A 15,239-nucleotide genomic window follows, 5' to 3' on the forward strand; every position below is an offset into this window, starting at 1 on the left:
TCAATAGGCCTGGCTGAAGCGCAGCCCACGTGCAATCATCATCGGCACGTCGTGTTCCATCCGGGCGTGGAGGGGCAGCGTGGAGCGGCCCTTGACGTAGCGGGCGTAGGCCCCTTCCATGATGATGCCGAGCTTGAACATGGCCAGCGCCATGTAGTAGCCCAGCGCCTGCAGCGACAGGCCGGTCGCCGCCGCGTAGCGTTCGGCCAGCTCGCGCCGGCCCGGGAATCCGTGCCAGTCGATGTACGACGCGAAGCTGGCTTCCTCCCCCGGTTCCTGCCAGCCCGCCAGCATCCAGCCGAGGTCCAGCAGCGGGTCGCCGATGGTGGCCGATTCCCAGTCGACGATCGCCGACAGCCGCACCGGCAGCGCCGGTTCGTACATCACGTTGATGAACTGGTAGTCGCCATGGACCAGGGACGCGCGCTGCATCTCCGGCGTGTTCTCGCGCAGCCAGAGCGCCAGCCGGTCCAGGCTGGGGATGTTGCGCACGCGGTAGCGCTCGAGCTGGGTCAGCCAGCGCTCCACCTGCCTCTCCAGGAAACCTTCGGGCTTGCCGAAGCCGTCCAGGCCGATGGCCCGCCAATCGGCGTTCGAGACCGTCGCCAGCGCGTCCACCAGTTCGAACGCCATGCGGCGGCGCGCTTCCGGCTGCTCGAAGCCGGGGGGCAGGGGGGCCTTGGCGGCAAAGCCGGCATGCCATTCCAGCAGCTCGAAGGGTGCGCCGATCACGTCTGGCTGTTCGCAGCCCAGTACCAGGCGGGTGTGCGGGATCGTGGTCTGCGCCAGCGCGCGCAGCAGGCGCATTTCGCGCAACAGGTTGTTGGACGTCGGATCGTTGCCGACCAGCGGCGGGCGCCGCAGCGCATACGTTGCGGCGCCCAGCGTGACCTTGTAGATCAGGTTGCTGGCACCGCCCTGCAGCGGAACGATCTCGAAGCCCGGGGCCGGGCCCAGGTGCGCTTCGAGCCAGCCGCGCAGTCGCGCCTGGTCGGGAATCGGGGTGGGTGTCTCGCTCATCTTGTCTCCGGTGGTATTATCGAACATGTGTTCCATTAAATCTATTGTGGAACAGCTGTTCTAATAAATCAACAAGGAAATGCATTGAACGACGACGATCGCTCCGCGCCCGCAGCCGCTGCGCGCCGCGGCAGGCCGCCGCTACCGGCCGACAACGAAACGCGCGAACGTATCCTGGCTGCGGCACAACGGCTGTTCGGCGAACGCAGCTTTACACAGGTGAATGTGCGCGAGATCACCGAGGCCGCCGGCGTCGGCCTGGCGGCGGTGAATTACCACTTCGGTTCCAAGGACGGGCTGGTGCAGGCCCTGTTTACGCGCGCCGCCCCCGCCCTGATCGCCGAGCGGGCGGCCCTGCTGCAGGCGGCGCTGGCCATGGACGACAGCCGCGAGCGCAAGCTGGCCGCCGTGGTGCGGGCACTGATCGGGCCGGTGATCCGCTGGAGCGCGCTGCCGGAAACGCAGCACTACTACGTGCCGTTCCTGGCGCGCGTGCGGCTGGACGGTCCGGAACCGGTGCGGCGCATGCTGGAGGGCGAGGCCGCCTACCTGCAGCCCTTCGTGGCGGCCTTGGGCGCCTTGCTGCCCGGTCTGCCCCTCGCGGAGGTGCAGTGGCGGCTGCACTTCATCCTCGGCATCGAGCATGCGCTGCACAATGAGGCGCGGCGCTTGCAGGCGGTGTCCGGCGGTGCCTGCGACCTCAGCGATCCCGAGGCCGTGATCGACCGGGTGGTGGAGTTCGTGATGCCGGGCTTGCTGGCGCCGTCGCCGGCCGGCCAGGGCGCCGTAATCGGATCGTAGGGGCGCTTGCCGGGGCGCTAAGATCCGGTACGCGACGTGGCGACGGCGGTGCCCTGCGCGACCAGGCCGCGCAGGAACAGCGTGAGCAGGGTCGACGCCGCTTTGGGATCGCGGTGGGCCGAGTGCAGGCTGTACTCGAGGCTGAGACCGGTCGCATAGCTGCGCAATGCAGTGGCGAGACCCGCGACGGGTGCGGGGGGGCGGCGGCCGGCCTTGTCGAACATCAGGCTCAGGGCCCGTGCGACGTCGTCCATTATTTTTTCCTGGTACGCCTGGTAGGTAACCGCGAAGTCAGCGTTGCGCCGAGCTTGCAGCATCATCTCGACGGCAAATACGCCCCAGTCCGCCTTGGACACATAGCGCTCGAAGCGAGCCGCCATGTCGGCATAGATGCTGTCCATGTCGCGCGCACGGCCGATTGTACTGTGCCAGTTTGCGATCTCGTCGGTGTTGTAGTCGTTCAGTAGGTCGAGCAGCAGGTCCTGCTTGGTCTTGTAGTTGGCATAGAAGGCCCCGCGCGAGTAGCCGGCCGTTTCGCAGATGCGGTCGACCGATGCGCCGGCAAAACCGACGCGGACGAACTCGCCCAGCGCGGCGGTCTTCAGTCGTTCGATGGTGACCCCGCGACTTTCGTCGCGGGTCAGGCGGGGGGCAATGGGATTCTGTGTCATGGCACGGAGATTAGCATGCCTTGGGCGGTGACCGTGCCCGGAGCGATGGCATCGACCCGGATCTTGCCCTTGGCCAGTTCGCCCGACAGGTTGATCGGCAGCCTGTTCAAGCGTGGCTGCTGGCCAAAGACAATGCGTGCAGCCTCGGTAAGGTGCTTTGATCCTGGAATTGGATTGGACGGATAGGCCGCACATCATCGAGGATCGCCTGATGCGCACATGGCCGGGCAGTAGTCGCGAGATGCGTGGCCGGTGCCATTGTCATGCCACCGGCCAAGTTCAGCCAGAGTCGGACCGCTGCATTTCCTCCAATTCAGCCCGGTCCAGAATTCACTTCGGACGTTTGATCGCCTTCACGCAGGCCGATCCGGCACATCGAGGCCCTCGCTCCACGCCCAGATACGATTCCACATTTCCGTACGTGTGGATGCGAAGTTCTGGCAATGGCCACTCTTCGGTAACACATGCAGTGTGTAGTCGCGGCAAGAACGGAAGTGCGCCGCCTCGGCCCAAGGATCGGGAGAAACATCACGCTCGCCCAGACAATGATATATCGGCACGTCGATGGATCCGGCATCCTGGGTCACGATGCCGGTAGTAATCGACTGCATCGATAGCACATAGGGTACGGGCACGAGCAAAGCGTCGTCGGCAGCGAGCACGGCCTCCGGCACATCATCCCAGTGGAACGTGCTGCGCAGGCGGCTGCGGTTCATCACCGGGTAGTCGGGCATGCTGAAGTCCAGCGGTCCGGGATCCGCGCTGTGCAACTTCCCATCCAACGTGAGATGCACGCCGACCGCCGTGTAACCCAGCACCGCGATACGGTCGTATGTGCGGTGAGCGGCCTGTTGAGTGATCGTCTGCATACCGCCCATCGAATGGCCCCCGCCCAGCTTGACGAATTGCGGTATCGCAGGGAGCGATGGGTACAGCGTGCCCTCGCGCAACCGCGCGAACAATTGTGTCATCGCAGCGTGGTTGGCTTTCGCCGCTACCTGCCGGGTCACGTCCATCTGGCGCGGGGCCTGCGAACTGTCGCCGATACCCAAGTGGTCGGGCAACACGACAATGTGACCGCGCGCGGCAAGATGTTCGGCCATGCTGTAACCAGGGTGTCTGGGAATTTCGGCGTGGAAGTAACGCTTGTCATAGGTACCTCCGTTCAGCCAGACCGAAACGGTCGGTCGGTATGGCAGGCGCGCCGGCATGAAGATCCAGGCGCCGACATGGAGGCGCTGACCTGCGGAGATAACTGCGGGGAGCGCGTCGGTGACGTCAATGTGAATCAAAACAGGAGACATGGGGATCTGGCCTTAAGTAAACAATCGTTTACATATTGTGGTAGAGGACGGGTCGCATGTCAACAAGCGTTTACGTATAATGTGCCCATGATGCCTGATCCTGTCCAGCCCCCCCCGCGCCCGCGCAATGCCGACCTGACACGCGAAGACATCCTGCGAGCCGCATGCCACGCTTTTGCGGTTCATGGCTATGCGCAGGCGACGGTACGCCAGATCGCTTCGGATGCCGGAATCAACGTCGCCCTCGTGGTTCGCTACTTCGGCAGCAAGGAGTGCCTGTTCGAGGCCGCGCTACTGAAGAGCCTGGACATTGATCGTCTGATTGCGGGCGAGCGCAACGCGTTCGGCGATCGGCTCGCACACCTGCTTACCGACGCGTCCGGGGATTCGCCCAATCCGCTGGCCATGATGTTACTGGCGATGTCCGATGCCGCTGCACGTGCCGTGACCTTGGAACGACTGACGACGCATGTGACCGAGCCTCTGGCACGATGGCTGTGCGGACGCAACGCCCGCGAACGCGCGGTACGCATCATGATGTTGTCCAGCGGATACCTGACCTATCAGTTGCTGCTGCCGGTCGCGGACCGTTCAGCGACCGACGTCTCTGCCACGCGCGAGTGGCTGGCGCAAGCCCTTCAGGACCAGGTGGACTGCCGATGACAATGGCGCGAACGACGTGCTTGTCCGGCATGGTCAAGATTCCGGTATTTGAAACGAATTGACTCTTGCGAGGCCTTCATTTCCTTTGCATCCGATCTCAGAGGGTGTAGACAAAATCAATAACGTAGCTGTGGCATGCTGTCTCAATATGGAAGGAGCATGCCATGGCGACGAGAGATCCACTCGACGGCACGGAGCCGTCAAGCAACGTCGGCGGCAGGCCGCCGGCGTTGAAACCAGAGCATATCGCGGTTTTGCACGATATCGTGAAAGAGCGCGCTCAGGCCAGCCTGCAGGAAATCGCCAACGAGTTACACCTCCGATGCGGGTTACGCGTCTGCGATGCAACGATTCGTCGTGCGCTGCGTGCACAAAGCATCGTACGGCTCAAGCCAGTGCGCAGGGCGTGCATGGAGCGAGCCGAGGGCGCCAAACGATATAGCTACAAGACAGCTCAGCGACGCGAGGGCATATCTCCGTACAGTACCAACCTGACAGACGCCGAATGGGAACTGGTCGCCGATTTGTTCGAGCGAGTACCGGGACAACGAGGAACGCCTGTGCATTACAGCCGCCGCGATCTCCTGAATGCATGCTCGTATGTGCTACGAACGGGCTGCGCCTGGCGATTGTTACCCGAGACGTTCCCACCTTGGCAGGCGGTGTACAAGGTGTTTTCATGCTGGGTTTGCGCCGGCGTATTTGAACAGATGCAGAACCGGCTGCGTGAACAATGGCGTACACGAATGGGACGCGCCAGTACGTCAACCGCAGCGGTGATCGATGCACAATCCACTCGCACCTCGCCGCAGGACGGCGAAAGCGGATTCGATGCAGGCAAGAGGGTCAAGGGGCGAAAGCGCAATCTCGTCGTTGATACGATGGGACTGCTCATTACAGTCACTGTAACCGCCGCGAGTGTGTAGGATCGGGATGCCGCCGCAGCCGTGGTTGCGCAAGCGTGCGTCAAGAGCCCTCGGCTGGGAAAGCTTTATACCGACGGCGCGTACAGCGGGAAATGCGCGCATGATATCGAAGAGGCTCATCATATTCGTGTCGAAGTCGTTCGTCGTCCAGGTAACAGCACGATCGGAACACTGCATGGTCCCAAGGCAGCACCTGAGCCCGCCGCAGTTATCAATGCAGGATTTCTGGTACTGCCAATGCGCCGGGTCGTCGAACGAACTCACGCGTGGACCGAACGCTGGCGCCGTACAGTGATGCATCACGACCGTAAACTCTCTGTGTCAGAGGCCTGGGTATGGCTGGCTGAGGCGCGTATGCTACTCAACAGACTCGCCTATCAAAGTTGATTTCGTCCACACCCTGTCAGGCCGCCGCGAGGGGGCGCAACGGGGCGGCCGGCGCGCTCGACGATTAGGGGCTGTTTGCCTAAATGGAGCCTTACGCGATCAGGCCGCGAAGGAAAATCGTCAGCAACGTCGATGCCGTGTGCGGATCGTTGTGAGCCGAGTGCAGGCGTAGTCGAGACTGAGGCCCGTGGTATCGCTGCGCATTGCGGCGGTAAGGTCGGCGACGGGCGCCGGCGGCTGGCGGCCCGCCTTCTCGAACATCATCGACAGCGCCTGCGTCACGCTGGCCATCATTTCTTCCTGGTAGGCGCGGTGGCTTTCCGCGAATTTGGCGTTGAGTCTGGCCTGCAGCATGGCTTCCACGGCGAAGATTTCCCAGTCAGCCTTTGAAACGTAGCGCTCGAAGCGCGCGGCTATTGCTGCGTGGACGCTTTACATGTCATGCGCGCTGGCGATCGTGCTGCGCCACCCGGCAATCTCGGCGGCGTGGTATTCGCTCAACAGATCAAGCAGCAACTCCTGCTTGGTCTTGTAGTTGGCATAGAAGGCGCCGCGCGTGTAGCCGGCCGCTTCGCAGATGCGGTCGACCGATGCGCAGGCGAAGCCGACGCGGTCACACTCGCCCAGCGCCGCAGCCTTGAGTTTTCTATAGGGACGCAGCGGCTTTCGTCGCGGATTGGACGGGTTGGGCTGGACTTCTGTTTTATCAAGTGAGGATTACTTGGAAGCTTGCTGGCGATGCAACACGACAGCCCATCCTGGCCGTGCTTACACGCGGATCTGCTGGCCGTCGTCGACGGCAATGATTTGGCCGCGCACGTAGGCGGCCTCGTCGGACAGCAGGAACATGCCGACGCGCGCGATCAGGTCCGGCGTAGCGACGCGGTCCGTGGGGCGGCCCAGGGCCCTGCCCCACTGCGCCATGCCCTCGACCGACATCAGCGGCTGCATGCCCTCGGTGGCGACGGTGCCCGGCGCGATCGCATTGACCCGGATGTTGTCTTTGGCCAGTTCGCGCGACAGGTTGATGGTCAGGCCGTTCACGCCCAGCTTGGTCAACGAGTAGATGCCGGTGGCCTGGTAGGCGCCGATCGAGGAGACGTTGACGATGGCGCCACCGCCGCGCTTTCGCATGGCCGGTACCGCGGCGCGCGCCATCCACAACTGGCCGTGCTGCATCACGCCCATGATCTGGTGGTATTTTTCGATCGGGATGTCGATCAGCGACGGGAAGGCGGCGGCCGACAGCAGGCCGGCGTTATTGATCAGGAAATCGAGCCCGCCGAACCGGTCCTCGGCCGCCTGGACGCAGGCGGCGCAGGCCTCCAGCGACGACACGTCGGTGTGCACGAACGCGACGCGGCCGGGGGCGTCCAGCGCGGCGACGGTGGCTTGCGCCACGTTGGCGTTGACGTCCGCGATGACGACGTTGGCACCGTTCTCCAGCAGCAGCCGGACATATTCCCGGCCCATGCCCTGGGCACCGCCCGTGACGATGGCAGTCTTGTTCTTGAAATCGTACATGCTTGTCTCCTTGTGATGGTGCGCGTTCAGGCGGGATCGCCTTGCGCGGTATTGCGGGGTACTGACCGCGAGGCAGTTGCCGGCGTTGTCGCCGGCCAGCACCAGCGCGCTGGCGCCGATGCCAAGTTCATCCGGATGCGCCGCGATCCAGCGCGCCGCGGCCTCGCAGTCTTCCGCACCAGCCGGCCACGGGTGGTCGGGTGCGAGGCGGTAATCGACGTAGACCAGCGGCAGGTCGAGGCCCGCGGCGATGGCGGCGCACAGCGCATCGTGGGGCGAGAGGTCGCCCAGGACAAAGCCGCTGCCGTGGAAGAACAGCACGACGGGGCAGGGCGCCGTGCGCGCTGCACGGGCGTCGTAACGGCGCAGCGCGATCGGACCGGCCGGCCCGGGCATGCTCAGGTCGCGCACCACGGGCAGCGCTGGCGCTGGTAGGTCGAATACATTGCCGCGCGCGCGGCCGTCGGCGCGCATGAAGTCCGGATTCATAGTTGCGACTCCGGCAGGCGCAGCACGATGCCGTCGAGCTGTTCGCTGACCGGCAGCTGGCAGCTGAGCCGGCTGTTCTCGTGCACGCCGGGGGTGAATTCCAGCATGGCGCGCTCGTCGTCCGAAGGCGGCGCCACGCGCGTGGGCCAATCGCCGTCGAGATAGCAGTGGCAGGTGCCGCAGGTGCAGTCGCCGCTGCACTGGCCGAGGATGCCGGGGACGAGGCTGTCGACGGCGGCCTGCATCACGGTCCGGCCGCACGGGGCATCGACGACGTGCTCGCTGCCGTTGTGGGTGATAAAGATAATTCTGGGCATGGTGTCTCCAGCCAGGCTGCCGTCTTGGCGGCATCGAGGGGTGCCATGTGGCAGGGCGGATAGGCTTCGCCGCCGGCGGCGCCGACGATCACGATGGGATGCGGATGCTCTGTCATGGCCGGATTTCCAGCATCATGAAGTCCGACTTGCCCGCGCCGCAGCCCGGGCAGATCCAGCTTTCATCCACGTCTTCCCAGCGGGTGCCGGGCGCGATGCCGTCCTCCGGCCAGCCGAGCGCCTCGTCGTAGATCGCGGCGCAGAAGAAGCATTGCCAGCGCTTGAACGGAGCGGTCATGGTTCAGGCCTTCCATACCAGCGGCAGCGAGCGCAGGCCCGCGACCGAACCGGAAGAGACCTGCAGCTGCACGCCGGGCTTGAGGCCGAAATCCGGAATCCGCTTCAGCCATTCTTCCAGGAATACCTTGAGCTCGACGCGCGCCAGCATGGAGCCCATGCAGCGGTGCGGGCCGTCGCCGAAGGTGGCGTGCAGCTTGTTCTTGCGGTCGAAATCGACTTTCTCGGGCTCGTCGAACTGGCGATCGTCCATGCCGAACACGGCGGTCGGAACCAGCACCATGTCGCCGGCCTTCATCTGCATGCCGTCGAGCACGCAGTCGCGCCGCACTTCGCGCCCGAGGTTGGCGATGGGGAAGCGGCGCAGCAATTCCTCCACCGCCGTCGCGGCCTTGGCCGGGTTGGCGATCAGTTCCTTGCGGTAGCTCTCGTTCAGTGCGAGGAAGCGGGCGAAGAAGCCCATCATGGTGGCCACCGTGTCGAGTCCGGCGATCAGCAGCAGCGTCAGCATGCCGAGCAGGTGGTAGTCGGAAATCGGCTCGCCCTTGACCCTGGCCTGGGTCAGTTCGCTGATCAGGTCCTCGCCCGGGTTGGCGCGCCGCTCCGCGATCTTGCGCATCGCATAGGCCGCCAGGCGCTGCTGGCCGGCCTTGTGGTCTTCCACGGTGTGGCCGCGCATCAGCTGGTCCGCGATGTGCAGCAGTTCCGGCCGGTCTTCCTCGGGCAGGGCCACCATCGTCATGAAGATGCGGATCGGCAGGTGGGAAGCGAAGTCGCCGATGAACTCGCATTCGCCCCTGCGCTTGAACCCTTCGATCAGCTCGATGGCCAGCGCGCGCATCCTCGCCCAGCACGCTGACGGCCTGCGGCGAGAACGCCTTCATCAACAGGTTGCGGTACAGCGTGTGGTCGGGCGGGTCGATCTGGAGCGGCGCGAACGGGGGATTCGGGTTGAGTTCGCGGATGACGACCAGCTTGCTCGACGAAAAATCCTCGTGCCGGGTCAGCACGTCGCGCGTGGTGGCGGCGCGGGTCGTGACCCAGTGGCCGCCGTAGCGCGGCGACCAGAACACGTCCGGCACGCCGGGAGCCTGCAGGGTCGTGCGCAGGAAGACCTGGTATTCGGCGTCCGGTATCTGGATGCTGTAGATATCGAAGTCGATGACGTGCTCGGGGGGCACGTGGGCCGGACGTTCGGCCAGCGGAATATCGTTGAACACGATGTATCCTTGCGTTATTTGGACAGGGCGACGGTTTTGACACGAACGAATTCATCCAGGCCCGGACGGCCGCCTTCCTTGCCAAAGCCGGACAGGCCGACCCCGCCGAAGGGCGCGCAGGCCGGAATGTTGCGCGCGCCGTTCAGGTGCACGTAGCCGGTCTTGAGGGCTGCGGCCACGCGGTGCGCGCGCTTGAGGTCATTGGTCTGGATGTAGCCGCCTAGGCCGTAGTCGGTGGCGTTGGCGATGGCGATGGCCTCGGCTTCGTCCTTGAACTTGTGGATGACCAGCACGGGGCCGAACACTTCCTGGCGGCCGATCTCGCTGGCCGGATCGACGTCGGCGAACACCGTCGGCGCGATGTAGCAGCCCGGGCGCTCCAGGCGCGTCCCGCCCAGGACCAGGCGCCCGGCGCCGCTCTGTTGCGCGCGCGCGATCATGCCGAGGATACGTTCGCAGGCGGCTTCGTTGACCACCGGCCCGATGACGGTAGCGGGGTCGAACGGATCGCCCACCGGCAAGTGGCCGGCGACCGCGGCGACCTTGGCAACCATCTCGTCGTAGATCGATTCCTGTACCAGCAGACGGGTCGGCAGCTCGCAGCCCTGGCCGCTCAGGAGACCCACGCTCCAGAACGCGGAGAACTGCGCCACGGCGTCCACGTCGGCGTCCTCGAACACGATATTGGCCGACTTGCCCCCCAGTTCCAGCACGGCCGGCTTGAGCAGGTCGGCGCACTGGTGCAGGATCTTGCGGGCGGTGACCGGGCCGCCGGTGAACGAGACCTTGTCGACGTCCGGATGGCCGATCAGCGCCTGGGCCGCTTCGCCGGCGCCGTGCACGACGTTCACCACGCCGGGCGGGAAGCCGGCCTGGGCCACCAGCTCGCCGAACAGGGTGACCGCGAACGGGGTCTGCTCGGCCGGCTTGACGACCACGGTGTTGCCTGCCGCGAGGGCGGGCGCAACCTTCATGCCCAGCGAGATCAGCGGCCCGTTCCACGTCACGATGATGCCGATCACGCCGTACGGCTCCGGCAGCGTGTAGATCAGTTCATCGGAAGGATAGGACGACACCACCTGGCCGTCGATCTTATCGGCCCAGCCGGCGTAGTAGCGGGTCCATTCCTCGGCCAGCCGCGGCCCGCCCGCGCCCACCGTCAGCGGCGTGCCGATGTCGAGCGCGGCGCGGCGTGTGAATTCGTCGGCGTTGTCGCGGATCAGGTCGGCGAGGCGGTTGAGCAGGTCGCGCCGCTGCACGGGCGGCGTGGCGGCCCAGGCGGCGGACGCGCGCTTGGCGGCGGCCACCGCGGCCTCGACCTCCTGCCTGCCGGCCATCGGCACCCGGGCCTGTTCCGCGCCCGTGGCAGGGTTGACGTGGGTGTAGTTGCCGGCGCTGCCGACGAGGATCTCTTCGCCGCCGATGAACATCTTTGCAGGCGGAATGGAATGGGATAGCGCTTGGCTCATGTCGTCTCCTTCGCTGTTTGGTGGGACCATTAAATACGATATTGAATTCAAATACAACTGTGTATTTGGAAAATGTTTGCGCGCCTGCGCGTGCATCGACCGCCGTTGTCCTGCGCTATAATCATGTGTATCATTAATACGAATATTCATTGGGCGTTCCGGACGCGGTCAATCACGAGGAGAAATCGATGCAGGAGCATGAGAACGGCAGCCGCGGCGGGCGCTTGCGCCGGCTGATCGACCTGGAGAACCTGGACGAGGGCCGGGCGGTGGGGTGGGTGGAGGACGACTTTCACCACTTCGGCGTGGCGGTCGAGCATGACGGCACGACGGTGACGGCGGTGCGCGTCGACCCGGTGCGCTATCCATGGGCGACCTGCGCCCAGGTCGGCGCACCGCTGCAGGACCTGGTCGGCAAGCCGCTGGTCGCGCGCGCCTCCGAGATCGGCACCCTGGTCGAAATGCGCGAGCAGTGCACCCACGTGTTCGACCTGGCGGGCCTGGTGCTGGCGCAGATCCGGCGCGCCGAGTCGCGGCGCCGCTACGAGGTCGTTGTGGACGATCTGGAGATCCTGCGCTGGGAGAACGGCCGGCCGCAATTCGGCGCCACCGAGGCGCGCCTGGACCTGAACGGCGAACGTGTGATGGCCTGGCAGGTCGACCACAATGTCATCGTCGGTCCGCAGCAGTTCGCCGGCCAGGCGCTGGACACGGGCTTTCGCGCCTGGACTGAAGCGATGGACCTGCCGGCGGCGGAATATGCCACCATCCTGCGCCGCGCCATCCTGGTCGCGGGCGGCCGGGCGGTCGACCACGACCAGGTGCCGAGCGCGGGCGCCCTGAAGTTGCCGGCGCTGTGCTTCAGCTTCCAGCCGCAGCGGCGCGAGCAGGCGGTGCGCATGGTCGGCAGTACGCGCAATTACGAGGCGTCGGCGGACGGCATGCTCGCCAGCCTGGGCAGCCTGCCATGAGCGCGGACGCTGTCGCCGGCGCCGGCCGCGCCGTGCGTACCGACCTGCCGCGCGCCCTGATCGTGGGCGGTTGCGGGGGCATGGGCTTGGCGTGCGCGCGGCGCATGGGCCAGCGCTACAGCGTGGTGCTGGCCGATATCGACCTGCCCCAGGCCCAGCGCCATGCGGCCGCGCTGAGGGACGAGGGCATCGCGGCCGCCGCGGTCCACTGCGACGTGACGTGCGAGGAATCGGTGGCGCGCATGGCGCACGAACTGGCCGCTGGCGGGCCGCTGGCGGCGCTGGTGCACGTGGTCGCGCTGTCGCCGGTGGCGGGCGACTGGCGCCGCATCATGGCGGTCAACCTGCCCGGCGCGGCGCGGGTGGCGGAGGCGGTCCTGCCGCTGATGCGCCAGGGCGTCGCGGTGTTCGTTTCCTCCATCGCGGGCCACCTGGCGGGCAACCTGCGGCACCTGCACCTGTTGCTCGACGATCCGTTGCAACCGGGTTTCGTCGATGCCCTGGAGGCCGCGCTGGGCGGTGCCATCGATGCGCCGCGCAGCTATATGGTGTCGAAATACGGTTTGAACCGGATGTGCCGGCGCCTGGCCCCGGCCTGGGGCGCGGCCGGCCACCGTATCGTGTCGCTGTCGCCGGGGCTGATCGCCACGCCCATGGGAGAGCGCGAATTCCAGGCCAGTCCGCAAAAGCAGGGTTTGCTGGAACGTACCCCACTGCGCCGCCAGGGAGGCCTGCAGGAAGTCTGCGATGCGCTGGAATTCCTGTGTTCGGAACGGGCCTCGTTTATCACCGGGACCGATCTGCTGGTCGATGGCGGGATCACCGGCGTGCTGTCGCTCTAGGCTTCCAGGCCCCGGGGAACGAGGAACAGGCGGTGCAGGCGTTCGCGCCGAGCGTCGTCGATGCCGCAGGCCCCTGCCAGGTAATCGGCCACGGTGCCGTAGTCCTGCGCGATCTGGTCGAGGGCGGCGAGCAGGTCTTCGCGGCGCACCCGGGCCAGTTCGGCGACGGCCGCCGGATCGGGCGCGGCGCCGAGCACCCGGCCGAGCATCCTGGTCAGCAGCGCGCCGTCGTCGTGGCGGTTCTGCGCGTTCGTTGCGAGGAAGTCGTCCATCACCGTGGCGAGCGGGACCTCGAGCGCCAGCAGGATCATCGCGATCATGAAACCGGTGCGGTCCTTGCCGGCGGCGCAGTGGACCAGCATGGGGATGCTGTCCTCGTCCTGCAGCATGGCGAACAGCCGGCTCAGGTGGGACGCGCATGCGGCCGGCAGGCTGCGGTAGACGGCCAGCATGCCCAGCCTGACGCCATGGGGCGTCGGATCCGCGGCAAACCGGGCGGTCCAGTGCGCGTCGCCGGCGCGCAGGTCGGCCCCGATGTCGAACTCGACGACCAGCGGTGTCTTGTCGTGCGGCCAGCGGCTGGCCTGCGCACGGCGCTCCGACGCCGTGCGCAGGTCGCAGACCAGACGGATATCGAGTGCGCGCAGCCGCGCCAGGTCGCCTTCGCTCAATGTGGACAAGTGGCCTGAACGGTACAGCACGCGGCGGCGGACCTGGCGGCCGTCGGTCGTGCGGTACCCGCCCGCATCGCGGAAGTTGGGCGCACTGGAAAGTAGGGGGGATGCATGCATGGTTGGCTCCTCTGTCGACGCCGCCAATGATATCAAAAGATTTTAATCATATATATAATTGAGATGACTTCACAACGATGACGGAGACATCATGCAACCACCCCTCACCCGGCATGCTATCGGGTTGCTGTTCCTTGCGCTGATCCTGGCCGAGTGCACGGCCGCGCTCGAGCTGACCATGACCCTCGGCGCGCTGCCGGCGATCCTGAAGGCATACCCTCGCAATCCCGCCGTGCAATGGGTGATCACCTCCCATTTCCTCGTCTACGCCGGCGGCGCGGCGGTGTGCGGAAGGCTCGGCGACTTGTACGGGCTCAAGCGTGTGATGTTGTGCGTGCTCGGGATCGCCCTCTGCGGCTCGCTGCTGAGCGCAACGACCTCGGGCCTGGCATTCATGATCGTGGGCCGCGGCATGCAGGGCCTGGCGGGGGCGCTCGTGCCGCTGTCCTACGGTGTGGTGCGGCGCAGCCTGCCGCAGGCACGTATTCCGCTGGCGGTGAGCATCGTCGCGGTGTCGGCCACGGTGACCAGCAGCGTCGGCCTGCTGGTGGGCGGCGTGGTGGTGGACCACTTCCACTGGCGGGCGATCTTCTGGGTGAGCGCGACGCTGGCAGTGCTGGCGCTGGCGGCCTGCGCATCCTGGGTCCCGGCGGTGCCCGGCCAGCGCGGCGCGGGCAAGCTCGACCTGGTCGGCGGCGTCCTGCTGGTGCCTGGCATCAGCATGCTGATGTACGCCGTGATGCGGGCCAAGGCCACCGGCTGGAGCGATCACGGCACGCTTGCCTTACTGGGGGCGGGCGCGCTGGTGCTGGCGGTATGGCTGCGCTACGAATTGCGGCATGAGAACCCGATGATCGACCTGCGCCTGCTCAAGCGCCGCCAGGTCGCGCTGGGCAATGCGGCGATGGCGCTTCTGTGCCTGGGCGCGCTGCAGTATCCGCAGGTGATGTCGATCCTGCTGCAGCAGCCGGCGGGGAGCGGCCAGGGTTTCGGCCTCAGCGCGACGGCGGCGGGCATGCTGCAACTGCCGGTGATGGTCTTGTACCTCGTGGGCGGGCCGTGGAGCGGCTACCTCAGCACACGCCATGGTCCGCGCGTGGCCACGGTGGCCGGCGCCGCGCTGCTGTGCGTGGGCTGGAGTGCGCTCCTGCTGGAGCACCGCAACCTGGTGTTCCTGGTCGGGATGGACTACGTACAGGCGCTGGGGCTGGCGGTGCTGTTCGCCGCGATTCCCAACCTGATCGTGGAAGACGTCCCGGCGGACCGGGTCAGCGAAGCCACCGGCGTCCTGTCCGTGGTGCGCTCGGTGTCGCTGGCGGTGGGTTCGCAGCTGGTCGGGTTCGTAATGGCCGGCACCACGATCGCGTTTCCGGCCGGCGGCGCGGTGCGCTATCCGGCGCCCGGCGCCTACGTCGGGGCGTTCGGGACCATCGCGGGCCTGTGCCTGCTGCTCCTGCTCGTGGGGATCACCCTGCCGCGCCGCGCGCGGGCGGGACGGTCCGGCGGTGTTCCCGCCGCCGCGCAGCGCCCGCGCGCCTGACGGCGGCGCG

16 protein-coding genes and 1 pseudogene are annotated in these 15,239 nt (G+C 66.3%); 6 read left to right on the forward strand and 11 right to left on the reverse strand.

Features of this window, described 5'->3' with window-relative positions:
• Positions 1-1,020, reverse strand: coding sequence for a phosphotransferase family protein (locus BVG12_RS01635; RefSeq protein WP_075791009.1), 1,020 nt, complete (start codon positions 1,018-1,020; stop codon positions 1-3).
• 84 nt (positions 1,021-1,104) lie between these two features.
• Here BVG12_RS01635 and BVG12_RS01640 point away from each other — a divergent pair, with 84 nt between their 5' ends.
• Positions 1,105-1,821: a TetR/AcrR family transcriptional regulator gene (locus tag BVG12_RS01640; protein WP_169926776.1), complete on the forward strand. Its 717-nt coding sequence runs from the start codon at positions 1,105-1,107 to the stop codon at positions 1,819-1,821.
• A gap of 17 nt (positions 1,822-1,838) precedes the next feature.
• Here BVG12_RS01640 and BVG12_RS01645 read toward each other — a convergent pair whose 3' ends face one another.
• Together BVG12_RS01645 and BVG12_RS01650 are read right to left on the reverse strand one after the other, a co-directional pair.
• The gene (locus BVG12_RS01645) at positions 1,839-2,492 is read right to left on the reverse strand and encodes a TetR/AcrR family transcriptional regulator (RefSeq protein WP_075790872.1); all 654 of its coding nucleotides are present in this window, start codon (positions 2,490-2,492) and stop codon (positions 1,839-1,841) included.
• A 353-nt stretch (positions 2,493-2,845) separates the two neighbouring features.
• Entirely contained in the window at positions 2,846-3,796 is a 951-nt protein-coding gene (locus BVG12_RS01650; RefSeq protein ID WP_075790873.1) for an alpha/beta hydrolase, read from the reverse strand.
• 87 nt (positions 3,797-3,883) lie between these two features.
• Between BVG12_RS01650 and BVG12_RS33325 the strand changes: the two genes are divergently transcribed.
• Together BVG12_RS33325 and BVG12_RS01660 are read left to right on the forward strand one after the other, a co-directional pair.
• The gene (locus tag BVG12_RS33325) at positions 3,884-4,459 is read left to right on the forward strand and encodes a TetR/AcrR family transcriptional regulator (RefSeq protein WP_169926777.1); all 576 of its coding nucleotides are present in this window, start codon (positions 3,884-3,886) and stop codon (positions 4,457-4,459) included.
• Positions 4,460-4,623: 164 nt separating this feature from the next.
• Positions 4,624-5,772: pseudogene (locus BVG12_RS01660) on the forward strand (IS5 family transposase).
• 120 nt (positions 5,773-5,892) lie between these two features.
• Here the strand turns inward: BVG12_RS01660 and BVG12_RS01665 are convergent.
• The 7 genes from BVG12_RS01665 to BVG12_RS01700 all read right to left on the reverse strand — a co-directional run bounded on the left by BVG12_RS01665 (position 5,893) and on the right by BVG12_RS01700 (position 11,085).
• Complete coding sequence (locus tag BVG12_RS01665) at positions 5,893-6,135, reverse strand: hypothetical protein (protein ID WP_156895490.1); 243 nt, start codon at positions 6,133-6,135, stop codon at positions 5,893-5,895.
• 69 nt (positions 6,136-6,204) lie between these two features.
• Positions 6,205-6,432 carry a TetR/AcrR family transcriptional regulator gene (locus tag BVG12_RS35600; RefSeq protein ID WP_156895502.1) on the reverse strand — a complete coding sequence of 76 codons (228 nt, stop codon included), beginning with the start codon at positions 6,430-6,432 and terminating at the stop codon, positions 6,205-6,207.
• Between the two features lie 108 nt (positions 6,433-6,540).
• Positions 6,541-7,785, reverse strand: coding sequence for an SDR family oxidoreductase (locus BVG12_RS33335; RefSeq protein WP_083684377.1), 1,245 nt, complete (start codon positions 7,783-7,785; stop codon positions 6,541-6,543).
• Positions 7,782-8,102, reverse strand: coding sequence for a 2Fe-2S iron-sulfur cluster-binding protein (locus BVG12_RS01685; RefSeq protein WP_075790875.1), 321 nt, complete (start codon positions 8,100-8,102; stop codon positions 7,782-7,784). Before BVG12_RS01685 ends, BVG12_RS33335 begins: the two co-directional genes overlap by 4 nt.
• Positions 8,103-8,214: 112 nt before the next feature.
• Positions 8,215-8,397, reverse strand: coding sequence for a rubredoxin (locus BVG12_RS01690; protein WP_075790876.1), 183 nt, complete (start codon positions 8,395-8,397; stop codon positions 8,215-8,217).
• A 3-nt stretch (positions 8,398-8,400) separates the two neighbouring features.
• The gene (locus BVG12_RS01695; protein ID WP_156895491.1) at positions 8,401-9,237 is read right to left on the reverse strand and encodes a cytochrome P450; all 837 of its coding nucleotides are present in this window, start codon (positions 9,235-9,237) and stop codon (positions 8,401-8,403) included.
• A gap of 393 nt (positions 9,238-9,630) precedes the next feature.
• Entirely contained in the window at positions 9,631-11,085 is a 1,455-nt protein-coding gene (locus tag BVG12_RS01700) for an aldehyde dehydrogenase family protein (protein WP_075790877.1), read from the reverse strand.
• A 188-nt stretch (positions 11,086-11,273) separates the two neighbouring features.
• Between BVG12_RS01700 and BVG12_RS01705 the strand changes: the two genes are divergently transcribed.
• Both BVG12_RS01705 and BVG12_RS01710 read left to right on the forward strand, forming a co-directional pair.
• Positions 11,274-12,056 (forward strand): DUF2889 domain-containing protein, encoded by a 783-nt coding sequence (locus BVG12_RS01705; RefSeq protein WP_075791013.1) that lies wholly within the window; start codon positions 11,274-11,276, stop codon positions 12,054-12,056.
• Positions 12,053-12,898 (forward strand): SDR family NAD(P)-dependent oxidoreductase, encoded by an 846-nt coding sequence (locus BVG12_RS01710; protein ID WP_083684383.1) that lies wholly within the window; start codon positions 12,053-12,055, stop codon positions 12,896-12,898. The genes BVG12_RS01705 and BVG12_RS01710 overlap by 4 nt, the downstream gene beginning before the upstream one ends.
• Here the strand turns inward: BVG12_RS01710 and BVG12_RS01715 are convergent.
• Entirely contained in the window at positions 12,895-13,689 is a 795-nt protein-coding gene (locus BVG12_RS01715) for a tyrosine-protein phosphatase (protein ID WP_075790878.1), read from the reverse strand. The two genes, BVG12_RS01710 and BVG12_RS01715, sit on opposite strands and share 4 nt — an antisense overlap.
• Positions 13,690-13,867: 178 nt before the next feature.
• On the opposite strand from BVG12_RS01715, the gene BVG12_RS01720 reads away from it, so the two are divergent.
• Positions 13,868-15,229, forward strand: coding sequence for an MFS transporter (locus BVG12_RS01720; RefSeq protein ID WP_229503636.1), 1,362 nt, complete (start codon positions 13,868-13,870; stop codon positions 15,227-15,229).
• The last annotated feature ends 10 nt before the right edge of the window (positions 15,230-15,239 follow it).

Source organism: Massilia putida (assembly GCF_001941825.1).
Classification (GTDB): Bacteria; Pseudomonadota; Gammaproteobacteria; order Burkholderiales; family Burkholderiaceae_D; genus Telluria; species Telluria putida.